Genomic DNA, 16,843 nt, shown 5'->3' with positions numbered 1-16,843 from the left:
GGCGCGCGCAGCCGTCTACATGGAAAAGTGCGGGCACCCCCGCCCGTGGGAAGGGGATGCCCGCACCGGTTCCGGTGTGCGGAGGCTAGTCGAGCAGCGCGTCCACGAACGCCTCGGCGTCGAACGGCGCCAGGTCGTCCGGGCCCTCGCCCAGGCCCACAAGCTTCACCGGGACGCCGAGCTGGCGCTGGATCGCCACGACGATGCCGCCCTTGGCGGTGCCGTCCAGCTTGGTCAGCACGATGCCGGAGACGTTCACCACCTCGGAGAAGACCTTCGCCTGGTTCAGGCCGTTCTGGCCCGTTGTCGCGTCCAGGACCAGCAGCACCTCGTCCACGGTGGCCTTCTTCTCGATGACGCGCTTGATCTTGCCCAGCTCGTCCATCAGCCCGACCTTGTTCTGCAGGCGGCCGGCGGTGTCGATCATCACGATGTCGACCTCCTGGTCGATGCCCGCGGTCACGGCCTCGAAGGCGACGGATGCCGGGTCGGCGCCGTCGACGTCCGACTTCACCGTCGGCACGCCCACGCGGTTTCCCCAGGTGGCCAGCTGCTCGGCGGCCGCGGCGCGGAAGGTGTCGGCGGCGCCCAGGAGCACGTCCTTGTCCTCGGCGACCAGGACGCGCGCCATCTTGCCGATGGTGGTGGTCTTGCCCACGCCGTTGACGCCCACGACCATTATCACGTTGGGGCGGTCCGCGTGGCGCACCGGGATGAAGCTGCGGTCCATGGACGGATCCACCAGCTTGATCAGTTCCTCGCGCAGCATGTCGTGCACGCGCTGCGGGTCGCGGCTTCCCTCGATCTTCACGCGCTCGCGCAGGGCATCGACAAGCTCGAGCGTCGGCTCCGTGCCCAGGTCGGCCAGGAGCAGGGTCTCCTCGATTTCGTCCCAGACGTCGTCGTCGATCTTGTCCTGGCTCAACAGGGCCAGCAGGCCCTTGCCCAGGGCGTTGTTGGATTTCGACAGGCGGGCACGCAGGCGTGCCAGGCGGCCCTGGACCGGCTCCGGGACCTCGGTCGGAGCGATCGCGGCCTCTGCGGCCGTCTCCTCAACGGGGGCAGCCGGGCTTTCGACGGCCTCGGTGGGCGCCGGGGCGGGGGCTTCGGCCGCGGGTTCGGTCGCGACGGCGGTGGGCGCGGGGTCGTTCGCATCACGCGGGCCGGCATACGTTCCCCGGGGCGCCTTGCGGCCTCGCACCAGGAAGAACGCGGCACCAATACCGATGATGGCGACCACTGCGACTAGGACAATGATCAAAGTTAGTTGTTCAGACACCGTCCAAGCTTCTCACACACTAAACTGGTGGCACCTATGACTACGAATGCCCCGACGCCCGGCCCGGCGGAATCGACCGACCCCACGTCCCCCGCACAGCGCCCGCCAGTCCCCCGTGAAATCCGCGTACTTGTCGCGGCAGCCTTCGTCATTGCACTGGGGTTCGGCCTGATCGCCCCCATCCTGCCGCAGTTTGCCACGAGCTTCGATGTGGGCGCGGCGGCAGCAAGCGTGATCGTGAGCATCTTCGCCTTCACACGGCTGGTCTTCGCCCCGGTCAGCGGCAAGCTGACGGACCGCCTCGGCGAGCCGGCCGTGTACGTCACGGGCGTGTTGATCGTCGCCGTCTCCACCATCCTCTGCGGCTTCGCCCAGGACTACACGCAGCTGCTGCTCTTCCGCGGCATGGGCGGCCTGGGCTCGACGATGTTCACGGTCTCCGCGATGGCGCTGATCGCCAGGCTGTCGCCCCGGGAGATCCGCGGCCGGATCGCCGGCCTCTATTCGGGGGCGTTCCTCCTGGGCAACGTCGCTGGCCCCGTGATGGGTTCCCTGATGGCGGGACTGGGCTTCAGGATCCCGTTCTTCATCTACGGCGGGTCCCTGGTCGCGGCCGCCGCGATCGTCTACTTCTCCCTCTCGCATTCGCGCACCGCCAAGGCCGATGCCGCGGGCGCCAAGGCACCGGCGGTGGACCGCATCCCGCTGTCCGAGGCCTGGGGCGCTGCAACGTTCAAGGCGGCGCTCGTCTCCGGATTCACCAACGGCTGGATGGCCTTCGGGGTCCGCATGTCCCTGATCCCGCTGTTCGCCGTCGCGGCCTTCGCCTCGCAGGGAACGCTCATTGCCGGCCTGGCGCTGGCGATCTTTGCCGTGGGCAACGGGGCGGCGCTGCTTGTCGCCGGCAGGTTCACCGACGCCCACGGGCGTCGGCTTCCGATCCTGATCGGGCTGACCGTCGCCTCCCTGTCCACAGCCTCCATCGGGTGGGTCGACAACATCCCGCTGTTCATCGCCCTGTCGATCACCGCCGGCATGGGCACCGGCTTCATGGGCCCGGCCCAGCAGGCGGCCATCGCCGACGTGGTGGGCCAGGGCCGCAACGGCGGAAAGGTGCTGGCGACCTTCCAGATGGCCACGGATTTCGGGTCGATCATCGGCCCGATCATCGCCGGCGTGGTTGCCGACCATTCGGGCTACGGCTGGGCCTTCACCATCAGCGGGGCCCTGGGGCTCGTCGGCGTGCTGGCGTGGCTTCCGGTCAAGGAAAACCGCGGACTTCCCGCGGGCACCCCGGCTCCGAAGAGGTAGGACCGGGCCGCCTGCAGCGGCGGTTCAGTCCCCGCTCGGGTCCGCCGTGCCGTTTGCGGGCTCGGGCTTGACCGTCTGGAGGCTGAAGTTGCCGTGCTTGGTGGTGTAGGGCATGAGGTTGCCGTTGGTTGAAAAGGCGGTCCTGGCTGCGCTCGGGGTCCGCTTGGCGCGGCCCGTGATGTCCCTCGCCACGGGTGTGGCCACGAAGTCGATGATTGCGTCGTCGTCGGGTATCCCCGGAAGCGTTCCGGAGAAGGTTCCGTCCAAGGCGGCGAATGTCGCTTCAGCCAAGGCACCCGGTTCCTTGCCGCGGTAACCGGCGGCGATCCGGACGGAATCGATGTCGGGTGAATGCACAGTTCCCGACAGGTGCAGTTCCCCGTCCTCGTAGCGGGCCCCGTCGATGGAGATTCCCTTCGCCAGCTCCTCTTCCAGCTCGATGATGCCGAAGAGCGCCTCCTTGTCCAGCCGGCGGATGCACTCTGTCTTGCGGTGGCGTATGCCGTCGAGGTTCCCGGAGGATTCTTCCGTGACGAACTCGTTGACGAACCGGGAGTGCTCCTCGAGCCATCGGTCCTGGACCGTCTCCGAGTAGCGCCGGTACCGCGCCGGGGCATAGATCTTCAGCCCCTTGTTCGACCACAGGGTGAGAATCATGCCGTCGGCCAATTTCGGGTCCCGTGCGTGCGCACGCACTATCGCGGCGATCTTTGCTATCGACGAGGTGTAGCCCTCGGGGTCCAGGGGCCGGCTGCTGATGTTTGAACCGTCAGCCCGGGCCCTCAAGCTGTAGTGCTCCCGACCCGACGCGATGCCTATCCCGTTTGCCAGCAGGTAGCAGGCAACCATGAACATCCCGTCCTCCAAACGGACCGGCTCCTCCTCGAAGCGAAGCCGGTTGGATTCGATCAGGTCGCGCAAGATCAATTTCTGGGGCGTCAACGTGTTGATGGCCTGCAGCGGCGACAGTGCCGGGTTGGCCTTGGCGTACATGCCCTTTGAAACCCAGCGTCCCCCCAGCCCCACAACCTTGGGGAAGACCACGTCAAGCTCGTGGTCCGACGCGAACTGCAGCATTCTGCGCAGAGCCGACGGCGCCAACACGTCGTCGCTGTCGGCAAAGAACACGTATTTTCCCTGGGCCAGGTCGAGGGCCACGTTCCGGGGCTTGCCCGCCCACCCGCTGTTTTCCTGGTGCACGACTCGGAAATTTGCGTGGTTGTGGGCAAATTCATCAAGGATCGCACCGCTGTTGTCCGTGGATCCGTCATTGACTGCAATGACCTCGAATTCCTCGGCCGGAAGGTCCTGGGCCACGAGGCTTTCGAGCAACTCCCGGAGATAGGTCTCGGTGTTGTAGACCGGGATGATCACCGTGGCGCGGATGTCGGGGCGATTCGGCGCTCCGGATCCGACCAACCGGACTACGGCCCGCTTGCCACGTGAGATCATTCTTCGCAAAGCCACCAGGCATCCCCCATTCAAGATGCGCGGGCGATGAAGCCCGCGCAAACGTAGATCAAACACCTAGGCTAATCCACCAATCTGAGAGAATCATCCGAAGCCACTGGGCGTTTCCACCTCGCGGAAGCGACCTTGGCGGTCACTCCCGGTCGATCCGCTGGCTGATCACCTTGGAAACCCCGTCACCCTGCATGGTGACGCCGTAGAGGGCGTCCGCCACCTGCATGGTGCGTTTCTGGTGGGTGATGACGATCAACTGGCTGGACTCGCGCAGCTCCTCGAAGATGGTGATCAACCGACCCAGGTTGGTGTCATCGAGCGCGGCTTCGACCTCGTCCATGACGTAGAACGGGGACGGCCGGGCCTTGAAGATCGAGACCAGCAACGCCACGGCAGTGAGCGAGCGTTCGCCGCCGGAAAGCAGGGAGAGTCGCTTGATCTTCTTCCCTGCGGGCTTGGCCTCGATCTCGATGCCTGTGGCAAGCATGTTCTCCGGGTCAGTGAGTACCAGCCGTCCCTCCCCTCCAGGGAAGAGCCGCCCGAATACCCGCTCGAACTGCGCAGCCGTATCCGCGTAGGCCTCGGTGAACACGCGCTCGACGCGCGCATCGACGTCCCGGATGATGTCCTGAAGGTCCTTGCGGCTCTTCTTCAGGTCCTCCAGCTGCGTGGTGAGGAACTTGTGGCGGTCCTCCAGGGCTGCGAATTCCTCGAGCGCCAGCGGGTTGACCCGGCCCAGGGCCGCAAGGTCTCGTTCAGCCTGCTTCAGCCGCTTTTCCTGTACGACCCTGTCGAAGGGATCGCCTTCCGGGACGGATCGACCTTCCGCGTCGACTTCCTGGTGCAGCGCCGCCCACTTGTCCCCGGTTTCCGCGAATCGCGGGACCGGTAGGTGGGGACCGAAGTTTTCGACAAGGTGCTCACTGGTCATGCCCAGTTCCTCGATGCAGCGGTTCTCCAGGGATTCGATGCGCAGCTGCTGCTCGGCACGGGCCAGTTCATCGCGGTGCACCGAGTTCGTGAGTTCGGCCAGCTCCCGCGCCACGGCGTCCGCCCCCGTGCGCGCCGCACCCAGGCGTGCCTCGAGTTCCTCCCGGCGGGCCTGCAGTTGTTCGCGTTCGCGGTCCGCCAGTTCCACCGAGACGTCAAGGAACGAAAGGGCACTCCGGACCTTGTCGCCGACCTCCCGTGCAGTCGCCGATTGCAGCTTGCGGGCCTCGGCCCTGCGCTGGACCTCGATGCGCACCTTCCGCTCGGTTTCGGCGGCCCTCTGCAGGGATTCCACGCGGCCCCTCAGCGAGTTGGCGCGTTCCTCGGCCCCACGCAACGCCAGGCGTGCGTCAAGTTCCATCTGCCGGCTGCGGGAGGCGGCTGCCGCAAGCTCTTCACGCCGGCCATCCTCCGGGCCCTCGTCCTCGGTGGCCTCTCCGGCCTGGGCGAGCCGTTCGTTGAGTTCCTCGAGTTTGTCCTGCTCGATCTCGAGCTTGTCTGCGGCCGTGGCGACCTGCCGTTCCAGGCGCTCGCGTTCGTCCTGCCCCTGCTTGAGCAGCGACCCCACCTGGGCCATGCGTTGGGTCACCTCGGCGATCCTGGAGCCAGAGTCCTGCAGCTGGGCAAGCGCCTGTCGTGCGGCCTCTTCTGCCTCGGAAAGTCGGCTTCCCAGCCCGGCACTTTCCAGTTCCAGGTCCTTGAGCGCCGCCTCCGTGGCCACGAGCTCCGCCTCGGTTTCGGCGATGGCCGCGTTCTGTTCGATCAGCGTGGGCGCAGCAGTTGTTCCGCCACTGGCGGTGCCGATCGTCAGGATGTCGCCGTCCCGGGTCACGGCACGCAATCCGGGATCCGCCTGCAGCAACTCGTGGGCCTCTGCGAGGTTCTCGACGATCACCGAATGGGCCAGCAGGTGCCGGACCGTGCCGGCCAGCTCATCGGGGGCGGAAACGACATCGGCGGCGTGCCGGCCGAGCGGCGGGGCCGTCGTGCCGGCGGCGGGGCCTTTGAGACCTGCGGTCACCAGGTGCACCCGTCCCCCGTCGGATTCGCGCAAACCCGCCAGGATCTCCATGGCGTGGCCGCGCTCGTGGACGGCCAGGGCCTCCGCGGCAGGTCCCAACGCGGCCGCGACGGCGACCTCGAACCCGGCATCCACCTCTAGGAACCGGGAAACCCGTCCCAACAGACCTGGCTTCTCCCCCGCAAGGATCTCTTCCGTGGCGTCTTTTCGCACGGCTCCCATCTTCAGGGCCCCCAGCCGTCCACGGAGCGCCCCGACCTTTGTGGCCAATTCCTGTTCCCGGGCACGGAGTGCTTCCGCGCCCATGGCCAGCGAGTCGCGGCGTTCCGCGGCTTGTTCGTGCGCCGCATCCAGGTCCTTCCCGCCAGCGCGGACCTTTGCGGCCTGCTGTTCGAGCTCCTCCAGCTCCAGGGCCCCGGCTTCGCGCTTGGCGGCCCAACCCCCCAGCGACTCCCTGAGACGCCCCAGCTCCCCCTCGGTGCCTTCGACGCGGCTGCGCGAGGCACCCACCTGGCCGGCCAGGCGCGCGAGTCCCTCCCGTCGGTCAGCAACGGCACGCAGCTGTTGGGTGAGGCGCTGCTGTTCGGCGTGGGCCGCGTCCTCGGCAATGCTCCTTGCATCGAGTGCTTCCTCGAGCTGCTCACGTCGAAGTTCGAGGTCTTCCTCGAGATCCTCGAGCTCGCCACGCAGGCGCTCGGCCTGCGCTTCGAGCCGCTGGGGGTCTCGGGCGGGGTCGAACGAAGCAGATTCGGAGCCAAGTAGCCTGGAGCGTTCGGCGGCGACGGCGCCCAGGGACCTGAAGCGCTCTCGCATTGATGTCAGGCCGAACCAGAGGTCACGGGCGCGGTTGAGCTCGGGGGTTGCACGGGCCGCCGAGCCTTCAAGTTCGGTGAGTTCGGCGCGCGTGCGCTCCAAACGGAGGTTTGTGTCCTGCTGCCGGGTACGCAGGCTTGCTTCATCGGCGAGCTCCCTGGCAAGGGACTCGAGCAAAGTCACCAAGTCATCCGCCATGAGGCGGGCCTTGGCATCGCGGACCTCGAACTGGACGCTCTGTGCGCGGCGGGCCACCTTGGCCTGCTTGCCCAACGGGGTGAGTTGGCGGCGGAGCTCGGTGGTGAGGTCCTCGAGCCGGTTCAGGTTTCCCTGCATGGCATCGAGCTTGCGTACGGTTTTCTCCTTGCGGCGGCGGTGCTTCAAGACCCCCGCAGCCTCCTCGATGAAACCGCGGCGGTCCTCGGGTGTCGCGTGCAGGATGCGGTCGAGCTGTCCCTGGCCGACGATGACATGCATTTCCCGGCCCAGCCCGGAGTCGGAGAGGAGTTCCTGGATGTCGAGCAGCCGGCACGGATTGCCGTTGATCGCATACTCGGAGCCGCCGGCACGGAAGAGCGTGCGTGAGATCGTGACTTCGGCGTAGTCAATGGGCAGGGCGCCGTCGGCGTTGTCAATGGTTAGCGATACGTGTGCGCGTCCGAGCGGGGCCCTTCCCGAGGTTCCGGCGAAGATCACGTCTTCCATCTTGCCGCCGCGCAGGGTCTTCGCTCCCTGCTCCCCCATGACCCAGGCAAGCGCATCAACGACGTTGGACTTGCCCGAACCATTGGGGCCAACGACCGCCGTGACGCCCGGTTCGAACTCGAAGGTGGTTGCCGAGGCAAACGACTTGAACCCACGAACTGTGAGTGTTTTCAAATGCACGTGCGGCAGTCCTACGTTCTAGGTGGCTAAAGTTGTCAGGGGGTTGGCTTCCATAGTATCCACTGGTGCCGGATCCCCCGGCAGCGGAAACCCCGCAACCGGGCAATTCTTAGCGTGACCCAAGGAGTAATACTTCCATGCAAAGCCTCAAGGCAATCGATTCCTGGCCTTCGACCCACGCCGCTGCCGCAGTGGTAGCCCGGGACGGCTCCGTGGTGGGTTCACACGGCGACCTGACCCGTGTTTACCCGCTGGCGTCGGTCACCAAGCTGCTCAGCTCCTACGCCTTGCTGGTTGCCATCGAGGAAGGGGCACTTGAACTCGACACTCCCGCAGGCCCCGAGGGTTCCACCGTCAAGCATCTCCTGGCTCACACCTCGGGATACGACTTCGCCGAAAAAACAGTTCGCTTTGCCCCGGGCAACCGGCGCCTGTACTCGAATGTCGGGTTCGACGAACTGGCAGCCACGCTGGAATCCGCAACCGGCATGACCTTCGCGGAGTACCTCGAGGAGGCTGTCCTGCAACCGCTCGGCATGGACTCGACAAGCGTCGTCGGCAGCGCCGCGGCCGACGGAGTATCCACCGTGGCGGATCTGCTGAAGTTCGCCGCGGAACTGCAGAACCCCGCCTTGGTGGCCCCGGAAACCCACTTCGAGGCCACACACGTGGTCTTCCCGGGTCTGGCAGGAATCCTTCCCGGCTACGGCCGGCAGAAGGACAACGCATGGGGCCTGGGGATCGAAATCCGTGCAGCGAAGTCCCCCCACTGGACGGGTTCCCAAAACTCGCCCGAAACGTTCGGCCATTTCGGTCAGGCCGGAACGTTCCTATGGGTGGATCCGGTGTTGGGTGCTGCGTGCGTAACGCTTACCGATAAGCCCTTCGGCCCGTGGGCAGTCGAGGCCTGGGCTCCTTTCAACGACCAAGTGGTTGCGGAGGTTCGCAGCCTTTAGCCACAGCAATAACGCGCGGGGCCCCTCAGCGCGGTTTGCGCTGGCAGCGGGGGCAGCTGTAGGAGGATCTGCCCATGAAAGGGTCCCGGCGAATCACTGTGCCAAGCCCTGCCTCTTCACAACGGTGGCAGGGCTTGCCCTCCCTGCCGTAGGCGTTCAGGGACCGGTCAAAGTACCCCGAGGCGCCGTTGACGTTGACGTACAGCGAGTCAAAGCTTGTTCCCCCGGCCTCGAGAGCACGGCCCATGACGTCCGACAAAGCGGCGTGAAGTCGTTGGACGTCTGGGCGTCGGATCGTGGCGGTCGAACGAAGGCCATGCAGTTTGGCAGCCCACAACGCCTCGTCCGCATAGATGTTTCCAACGCCGGAGATGACTTCCTGGTCAAGGATCGCCCGCTTGAGTTGGGTGTTGCGCCCCCGCAACGCCGCATAAAGATTTTCCGCGGTCGAAGCGGGGTCCAAGACGTCCCGGGCAATGTGTGCCGCGGCCTGAGGAAGGTATTCAAGACTTGAACCGACGCCGCCCGGCAACCGATCGTTCGTCGGTACCATCGGTGAAAGGAACATGCCGCCAAAGATTCTTTGGTCAATGAAACGGAGTTCCCTCGGCTTGAGCGCGTCGGGGCTGAGTCGGAGCCGAACCTTCAAGTGTTTTTCGTCGGGCTCGTCGGGCTCCTCCACCAGGAGCTGGCCGCTCATTCCGAGGTGGCCAACGAGGGCCGTCTGCTGCTGGGGGCCATCGAGGATCATCCACAGGAATTTCCCCCGACGTACAGCAGCAGTGATGGCTGATCCTGCCAATTTCCGTTCGAAATCGGAAGGGCCCGCTCCGTGCCGGCGGACCGAGCGCTGGTCAATGACCTGCACCGATTCAACGCCCCGGCCGACCACCCAGTCGGCCAAGCCACGCCGAACCACCTCCACTTCAGGCAGTTCCGGCATGGCTATTTGGCCTTGCTGTTTTCCGGCTGGACCATCTTCCAGGAAACGGCTGCCGATTCCTGCTCGGCCTCCTTCTTGGATGGGCCTTTGCCTTCGCCGTAGGCCTTGCCTCCGATATGGAGTACGGCAACGTAGGAACGCGCGTGGTCGGGTCCGGATCCGGTTACCTTGTACTCGATCACTCCAAGCTTCTGGGCGGCTGCGATTTCCTGGATGGCGGTCTTCCAGTCGGTACCTGCGCCAAGGACTTCAACGTCCTGGAGCAAGGGCCCGATATGGCGCATGACCATTTGGCGGGCGGTTTCGATGCCGTGGTTGAGGAACGTGGCACCGATCAGCGATTCCATGGTGTCGGCGAGGATCGAAGATTTGTCCTTGCCATTCGTGAGTTTCTCGCCCTGTCCAAGCAGGATGAATTCGCCGACTCCGAGCGACCGGGCAATGCCGGCAAGTGCACGGGTACTCACCACGGCGGAACGACGTTTAGCCAGATCGCCTTCGGGCAGATCCGGATAGTTGTTGTAGAGGTGGTCGGTCACGGCGAAGCCGAGCACCGAGTCACCCAAGAATTCAAGCCGTTCGTTGGTGGGGATCCCACCGTGTTCGTAGGCGTATGAACGATGTGTGAGTGCAAGACGAAGCGTCTCGGGGTCAATAGTGACCCCGAGACGCTTCAAAAGCTCTTCTGTTGAAGGCATCAGACAGACTTACGCGTCTGCGACCTTGCGACCCTTGTATTCAAGGAACAGCTCGGTGCCTGCGGAATCCGTTACAACCTTGGCCTGGTGCGGCAGGCTGTAGGAGACACGGCCGTTCTCAACGGTCTTCACCAGGGTAGGCGCGGTTGCCTTCCACTGGGCGCGACGGGCGCGAGTGTTTGAGCGGGACATCTTCCTCTTAGGAACAGCCACGGCTACTTCTCTTCTCTCTCGACTGAATGTGTACTCTGTGTCGCGTCCTCTGCGACGATGTCGGACAGCCCGGCAAGCGCTGCCCAACGAGGATCCAAGACCTCATGGTGGTGCCCAGGATCCTCATTCAGGCTTTTTCCACATTCGGAGCAAAGCCCTGCACAGTCTTCCCGGCACACCGGTTGGAACGGCAGTGCGGTCACCACTGCATTCCTAAGTACTGGTTCGAGATCAATACGATCATCTACAACCTGGTACTGGTCCAGCTCTTCATCTTCGTCGAACTCGATCGAGCCCTCGTAGTAGAAGAGTTCTTGTATGTCGGCATCGAAGTCATACGCGATGGCTTCCAAGCACCGGCCGCATTCCCCGCTGATTTCAACGGTTGCGGTACCGGACACCAGAATGCCCTCGTGCACGGCTTCGAATCTCAGATCCAGGTCGATTTCCGACCCTTCACGAACACCGATAAGTGCGACGCCCACTTCCGCGGGCGCAACGACCACTTCTTCAAGGGTCGTCATGCTTCCCGGGCTGCGCCCGAGGTCCTTGGTCAAGAAAACCAAGGGCGAACTGCGATCGATGTCGTGTGACGACGGACGATCTGAACGCTTTTCGCTGATGATGACTCCTGTAGAACATAGACGGACATTACATCTTATCCCGAGCGGCCCAAGCTGACCAAACCGAAACGATTCGGCCTTACGTGAGACAGCTCTCCAACGCGTCGGCCATGCCGCTGGTTACTTTTCAAACCGCGACGGCACCGGAAGGAACTCCTCAAGACTGGCGCGGATGAACGCGTCTGTTTCAACCCGCTGTTCGTCCGATTCGTCGGTGGACCCGTCGTTGACGCAAATCGTGTCCTTGTCATGTGTAGCGATGACATGGCGCATCCTCCGGCGCCCGTCTTCGACGGCCGGATCGATGTAGTCGTATCCGATGCGAGCCGGCACCGCCGCCCCCGCGGCACCAGCCACGTTGAAGTAGAACGATCCTGCCACGGCAATATCGGTTTGCTCGCGGAACTGCGCCTTCCGTGTGACAGCAAACAGCTCCGGGTACTTTTCCTCCAAGCGCTCCGTCACGCTGCGCCGCAATGGCGACGGCGTGTGGAAGAACTTGCGGGAAACGGTGGCTCCACCCTGGCCCCTCATCGCCACTCGGGCATTCTTTGCCGCGATCGTCGAGGCATTGTCACCGTCGCCAATATCGCAAAAATCCACCAACGCGCGGGAGTAGAAGTACTTGCTAACACCGTTGCCGTGGAAGAACCGACCAGGGCTGACCGGGCGACCCAAGATCATGTCGTCGTTGAAGTAGAGGTAGTGCTCCGCCAGACCGTCGATGCGGTGCAGGCAAGCCTCGATGGCGTGGGAGTTGAAGTTCGGCAAACCCTCGGGCGTCGGCCAGATCTCCTCGTGCGAGACAACTTGGATCCGCGGATTGTCCATGTCCAACCATGCAGGCACCTGCCCGTTGGTGACAATCCAGATCCTTCGGATCCACGGCGCATATTGCTCGATGGAGCGAAGGCTGTAGCGCAATTCGTCATGGTCGGCGAAGCGTGCAGCGGCCAAGGCGTCCTGAATGAGGGACTCGCCCGATTTTTCCGTCTGGGCAGCAGCCTTGAGCCGTTGCCACTCTTCGTCGGTTCCATCGACCCATGTATAGACAGCGTCGATGGGGAAATCAACCTGGTCGGCCAGAGGGCGATTGGCCTCTCGCAAGACCGACTCAAATGCCTCGCGACCAGCCTTTGGATCGGGGAGCTCGGTGGCACGTTGGTTCCAGGCCCGGCAAATCAGGCCCAGTTTCGACGGATTTTCATCCCAAAACTCGATCCGAACACCTTGGCGCGCATCCGATGCGAAAGTAGGGTGCTTCTCGTGCGCGACAACTTCGTACAGGGCCAGGCCCGCCCACGATGCGCTCATCTTGCCATCGCCGACTCGATAAACAGCCGCCTGCGTACGACCATTGGGCAGGATCTGCCTGGCATACCAATGTTGAAGCGACTCCTCGCGTGCAAGCGCAGCTATTAGGCGCCCTGCATCACGAGATTGGATACCATACGTTGTCGCCGCATTGCTCTCACTGCGCATCGGCCAGAAGTCGACGTCCGTCTCGTTCATGATTGCCGTTACCGCAGCGGCCGACTCCTCGCGCAGATCGGGTAGACGCAGGACATTGCTCGAACGAGCCAAGACTGGGCTGATACGCGTCCCCACTCTGACAAATCCGCTGGATGCAACGCCCGGGCGACTCGCGATCATGTGCGAGGTAGCCGCTCGAACGACACGCTCTTTCATCTGGACTGCTGTATTTCGAAGGCTCAAGAACTTTCCTTACTGGTTTTCCGCATGCGGGCACCAATTCTCCCATTGCAACGAACTATGGGTTTGTCGTCTTATTGGTCCCGCACAGAATCAGTATGTTCATCGCGCGATGGCACGGGATACTTGCTTTCGAAGAAGCAACGGAGCAGGCGATCCGTTTCATCAGGATTCTCATAACCTACGTTCGATTCACCAAAGGTTGCCACGTCAAGACGTCCTGAGGTCACCAGACCGGCCAGTTGCTCCTCGGTTCCCGGACGTCCCAAACCAACATAGGTGTAGCGAATTGAGCCTTGCACATACTTTTCGAGGCAGAACCCATAGTACTGACCCAACGACGAAAGCAAGGAAACATCATCGGGATGCCGGAATCGATGGCTTCGGGTAGCTTCAATGACATCTCGCTGTTCATGCTCGATTTGTGCCAGGACTGACTTACGATGCGGATGGGGCGTATGAAGCATCGATTGCGTAATCTCAACGCCGAACCTGCCGCGAATGATGTCGCGGTTGTTGATAGCCGCGGCTATGTGCGGCTCGGCTTCGCCGGAGAGGTAATTGATCTTTACTGGCGACGGGAAGAACTTGGCAAGGCCGTTGGGTGTGAAGTACGTTTCGGGAACCTGCTGTCGTAGCAAGACCGTGTCGTCGTTACAGTAGAGGAAATGCTCAGCAAGGTCCGGAATCCTGTGCAATGCCGTTTCAATAGCATGACTATTGAAGGTTGGAAGACAAGTTTCATCTGGGAAGATCTCGCTGTGCGAAACAACCCTGACATCAGACTCTTCGTCCAGCCATTCCGGAGTCTGATTGTCAGTCACGACGAAGATGTTTCGAACCCAAGGCGCGTACCGCCTCAAGCTGCGAATTGAGTAGCGGAGCTCATCCCGGTTGGTAAAACGAGCTGCGCTGACTGCTTGGTCATGTGCGTCGCTGCTGTTAGGGATGAACGACGCCTTTCTTTTCATCCAAGCAGTATCGTTTCCGTCTACCCACGTGTATACAACGTCGATCGGAAAATTGGTTCGCGACCAGACATTCCTAACCGGCGTCGCGGGCTGTCCGGGCGAGAGGAAGTCTACTTTTTCCAGGGAATCTACGGTCCTGTTGTGACGGGGAGCAAGATATGTACCTGTTTCCTCGTCGCGGCCCCAGAATTCAAGATCCACCCCGGAATCCGCGCCAATCTCAACCAAGCCGTGTGCATCGCTATGGCGCCCGAAGATTCGAACTACATCGGCATCGGCAAGCGCAGCGGGAGGCGCTTCTTCGGCAGGGCACCAGAGCCGCGGGCTAATGCGAGTCTGGCCCTTGAAGAAGTCGACGGCCACTGTTGGATCGGACAACCGCGCGATTTCCTCCAGAACAGCATATCGATCCTGGGCGGCAACCGCGACAACCTTACGGTAACCGTGGTAACCCTCAATTTCACGCGACTTGACGTTCGTCCCCAGGAGGATATTTTCAACGATCAAGCGGTTCGTTCGCAGAATTCTTTCATGTTCAAGTTCGAATGCCGATACAACCTGGGCCGCCGGCTTCTTGCTTGATGCCTTGCCATCTGGCAACTGATCCAAAGTCATATCCCCAGCAAGTTCATCCGCTGTTTCCAGTGATGCAGCGAACCTTTCGGCATTTCGCTCTGCACGCGAGGGTAGACGCTTCGCGTCGTCCAAGAGTTCGGAATACAAACGACTCCACTGTGCCTCAATCTTCGAAGGCGCGTAGTCACCGATTGACTCTTTTGCCGCCTGCCCCATCGCGAAGCGCAGATTGTCGTCTCCCATCAGCTTGCTCAATGCCAACGCCATGGATTCAACATCGTTAAGGGGCACGAGGATGCCCGACCTGCCATCATCAATAAGCTCGGCGGGGCCAGTTTGACAATCGTAGGAAATCGTTGGGACACCCGCACCGGCCGCTTCCATGATGACAAGCGGCAGGCCCTCCATACGTGATGTCAATGCCAAAATGCTCCCTTTGGGCCATTCGAGCTCAAGGTTCTTCACGGGAGGCACGATTTGTACGGCGTGCGATACGTTAAGCCGGACAGCTTGGTTCTTCAGCGAATCTTCAAGAGGTCCATGCCCGTAGATTCGAAGGAGCCAGTCCGGGTGCTGAGAACTGATTCGGCTGAATGCATCGATCAGCTGCGAGAATTGCTTTCCGGGGGCGAATCGGCCTGCCGCAATTACCATCTTTTCTTCAGTGGTGCTTTGCGGCCGGAAAAGGTCCGGTAGTACGTTAGGAATCGTTTCGAGGCGTACGCCGGCACCTGCAAGCTTTTCAAAGAGCCAATCATTGCTTGCGTCCGTGAGCGAGACAATGCAATCGATTTGGGAGGCTGCCAAACGCAGTGGGGTGAAGCCCTGACCTCGTCGCATGGTCGCACGGTGTTCCTGTGCCAGAACTACGGTCTTGGGCTTGGAAAGGCTACCTGCCAGCAGACTCAGCGCTGGTGTTGTGGTGACAATGATGTCAGAGTCAATGTTCGGAATTATCCGACCAGCAACAACGTCAGTGAGCAGATTGAACTGGTCATCCCATTCGCGCGGAATGAGACGCGACGGCTTGTGGCCATAGCCATCGACATCGGTTCCAAGGCAGCTACCGCTCGCGTCAGTCAACGTAGTGCCGTCGACCCAGTAGTGGATGGAAACACTTTCATCGAGTGGGAATGCAGGAGCACCTGTCGTTCGATACACGCTATGTATGTCGACCTGGGCACCTGATGCAACAAGGCTATTGGCTTGCGTGATAATAGCTCGTTCTGTGCCAGCCGCATTATCAATAGTAGTCAGAAAAAAGGTGATTTTCATTTGTTTCATTTCTAAGTTACGGACTGCTCGGCGTGGTCATCTCAGCGGTCATTTTCATCTCGATTGCGAGTTTCTTGTCAAGCGTCCAGTAAGGGCGCATCTTGACGAAGCGCTTGCCAGATCGGGCCACTACCCATCCGAATCTGAAGGCAGCACGTGGATGGGCAATGTCAGTTCGCCCGAAATGCAGTCTCGCACCGTTGACCGAGACGTCCCAAGTTGATTCTCCGACTGGAAAATCGACCAAGGCCTCAGCCACCGACGAGGCATCAATTAGGCACTCACCCTCGCGTGAATCGCTTTCTACGGGGATCACAATCTGTCGGTCGGACTTGCGTGCACGCAAGACTACTTCAGTGGGTGACCCGGAACTCTCCGTTGAACACCCCAACCTAAGCTTTATGCGGCCAAGGCCAGTGGATATGCCCAGGATTGAGATTGGTTCCGAATCCGGTACCAAGCCAAATTGGATGCTGTTCCGTCGGAACGCAGCCAACCAGCGCGCACCTGTTTTCCAAGAAGTAGAGCTCTGCACGTGACCTTGTCCTTGGACCCCCGCAGTGCCGTCAGCGACAGGTACCCGCCTCCCTCCACGCATGGCCTTTAACTCGAACTCGTCCATCTCACCGGGGATCCTGCCATAAAATTGAATCCAGCGGCTGCTTTCAGCCACAACCTGGAGGCGTGCATCAAGTGCATCGGATGAATTGCCAACGATCTCGAATGTCGGACGTTTGGTCGTTGCAGACTTTTCGGCGAGAACATTGAGAGACTTTCCGTCGGAATAAACCAGTCCGATCACGGTCACTGGCTGGCCCCTGAGTAGCGTTTCGCCAGCAGCCACCGCCTTATTGAGTTCTCGACGTGATTTACTCCGCAGGCGCCTGGCAAATCGTCTAAGTTCTCCTACATCGACTTTCAAACTCTGGCCCGCCCCTTGAACTTCACTTGTTGATACTGACTTAGGCATGCCCGAAAGGGCGCACTACCACCAGATAATGTTAGCCCATCAGTGGCATCAACTATCGGTGGGCCCCACGCTTCAGCTGCCCGGAATTGTTTATCCAGTGAGTGAAAGAGACAACCAGCGTTGCTCCGATTTGCGAATACCT

General features: G+C 61.9%; 12 protein-coding genes. 2 read left to right on the top strand and 10 right to left on the bottom strand.

Features of this window, described 5'->3' with window-relative positions; genetic code table 11:
• Window positions 1-85: 85 nt before the first annotated feature.
• Complete coding sequence (gene ftsY, locus ACSYDW_RS08455) at window positions 86-1,279, bottom strand: signal recognition particle-docking protein FtsY (RefSeq protein ID WP_438338279.1); 1,194 nt, start codon at window positions 1,277-1,279, stop codon at window positions 86-88.
• A gap of 36 nt (window positions 1,280-1,315) precedes the next feature.
• On the opposite strand from ftsY, the gene ACSYDW_RS08450 reads away from it, so the two are divergent.
• Window positions 1,316-2,590 carry an MFS transporter gene (locus ACSYDW_RS08450; RefSeq protein WP_438338278.1) on the top strand — a complete coding sequence of 425 codons (1,275 nt, stop codon included), beginning with the start codon at window positions 1,316-1,318 and terminating at the stop codon, window positions 2,588-2,590.
• 24 nt (window positions 2,591-2,614) lie between these two features.
• Here ACSYDW_RS08450 and ACSYDW_RS08445 read toward each other — a convergent pair whose 3' ends face one another.
• Both ACSYDW_RS08445 and smc read right to left on the bottom strand, forming a co-directional pair.
• Complete coding sequence (locus ACSYDW_RS08445) at window positions 2,615-4,042, bottom strand: glycosyltransferase family 2 protein (protein WP_438338277.1); 1,428 nt, start codon at window positions 4,040-4,042, stop codon at window positions 2,615-2,617.
• 151 nt (window positions 4,043-4,193) lie between these two features.
• On the bottom strand, window positions 4,194-7,763 hold the full coding sequence (gene smc, locus ACSYDW_RS08440) for a chromosome segregation protein SMC (RefSeq protein WP_438338276.1): 3,570 nt from the start codon (window positions 7,761-7,763) through the stop codon (window positions 4,194-4,196).
• Window positions 7,764-7,900: 137 nt separating this feature from the next.
• Here smc and ACSYDW_RS08435 point away from each other — a divergent pair, with 137 nt between their 5' ends.
• Window positions 7,901-8,719 (top strand): serine hydrolase domain-containing protein, encoded by an 819-nt coding sequence (locus ACSYDW_RS08435; protein WP_438338275.1) that lies wholly within the window; start codon window positions 7,901-7,903, stop codon window positions 8,717-8,719.
• Window positions 8,720-8,744: 25 nt separating this feature from the next.
• On the opposite strand, the gene mutM is transcribed toward ACSYDW_RS08435, so the two are convergent.
• From mutM to ACSYDW_RS08400, 7 genes are all read right to left on the bottom strand, one after another.
• Complete coding sequence (gene mutM / locus ACSYDW_RS08430; RefSeq protein WP_438338274.1) at window positions 8,745-9,662, bottom strand: bifunctional DNA-formamidopyrimidine glycosylase/DNA-(apurinic or apyrimidinic site) lyase; 918 nt, start codon at window positions 9,660-9,662, stop codon at window positions 8,745-8,747.
• 2 nt (window positions 9,663-9,664) lie between these two features.
• Window positions 9,665-10,360: a ribonuclease III gene (rnc, locus tag ACSYDW_RS08425; protein ID WP_438338273.1), complete on the bottom strand. Its 696-nt coding sequence runs from the start codon at window positions 10,358-10,360 to the stop codon at window positions 9,665-9,667.
• Window positions 10,361-10,369: 9 nt separating this feature from the next.
• Window positions 10,370-10,573, bottom strand: a complete 204-nt coding sequence (rpmF, locus tag ACSYDW_RS08420) for a 50S ribosomal protein L32 (protein WP_438338272.1) — start codon at window positions 10,571-10,573, stop codon at window positions 10,370-10,372.
• 2 nt (window positions 10,574-10,575) lie between these two features.
• On the bottom strand, window positions 10,576-11,139 hold the full coding sequence (locus tag ACSYDW_RS08415) for a YceD family protein (RefSeq protein ID WP_438338271.1): 564 nt from the start codon (window positions 11,137-11,139) through the stop codon (window positions 10,576-10,578).
• Between the two features lie 177 nt (window positions 11,140-11,316).
• Window positions 11,317-12,912 carry a stealth family protein gene (locus ACSYDW_RS08410; protein WP_438338270.1) on the bottom strand — a complete coding sequence of 532 codons (1,596 nt, stop codon included), beginning with the start codon at window positions 12,910-12,912 and terminating at the stop codon, window positions 11,317-11,319.
• Between the two features lie 71 nt (window positions 12,913-12,983).
• The gene (locus ACSYDW_RS08405; RefSeq protein ID WP_438338269.1) at window positions 12,984-15,731 is read right to left on the bottom strand and encodes a stealth family protein; all 2,748 of its coding nucleotides are present in this window, start codon (window positions 15,729-15,731) and stop codon (window positions 12,984-12,986) included.
• A 16-nt stretch (window positions 15,732-15,747) separates the two neighbouring features.
• On the bottom strand, window positions 15,748-16,539 hold the full coding sequence (locus ACSYDW_RS08400; protein WP_438338268.1) for a hypothetical protein: 792 nt from the start codon (window positions 16,537-16,539) through the stop codon (window positions 15,748-15,750).
• Between the last annotated feature and the right edge of the window lie 304 nt (window positions 16,540-16,843).

It is taken from the genome of Paeniglutamicibacter selenitireducens, assembly GCF_051550675.1.
Taxonomy (GTDB): domain Bacteria; phylum Actinomycetota; class Actinomycetes; order Actinomycetales; family Micrococcaceae; genus Paeniglutamicibacter.
This window is presented reverse-complemented; position numbering and strand designations above follow the sequence as displayed.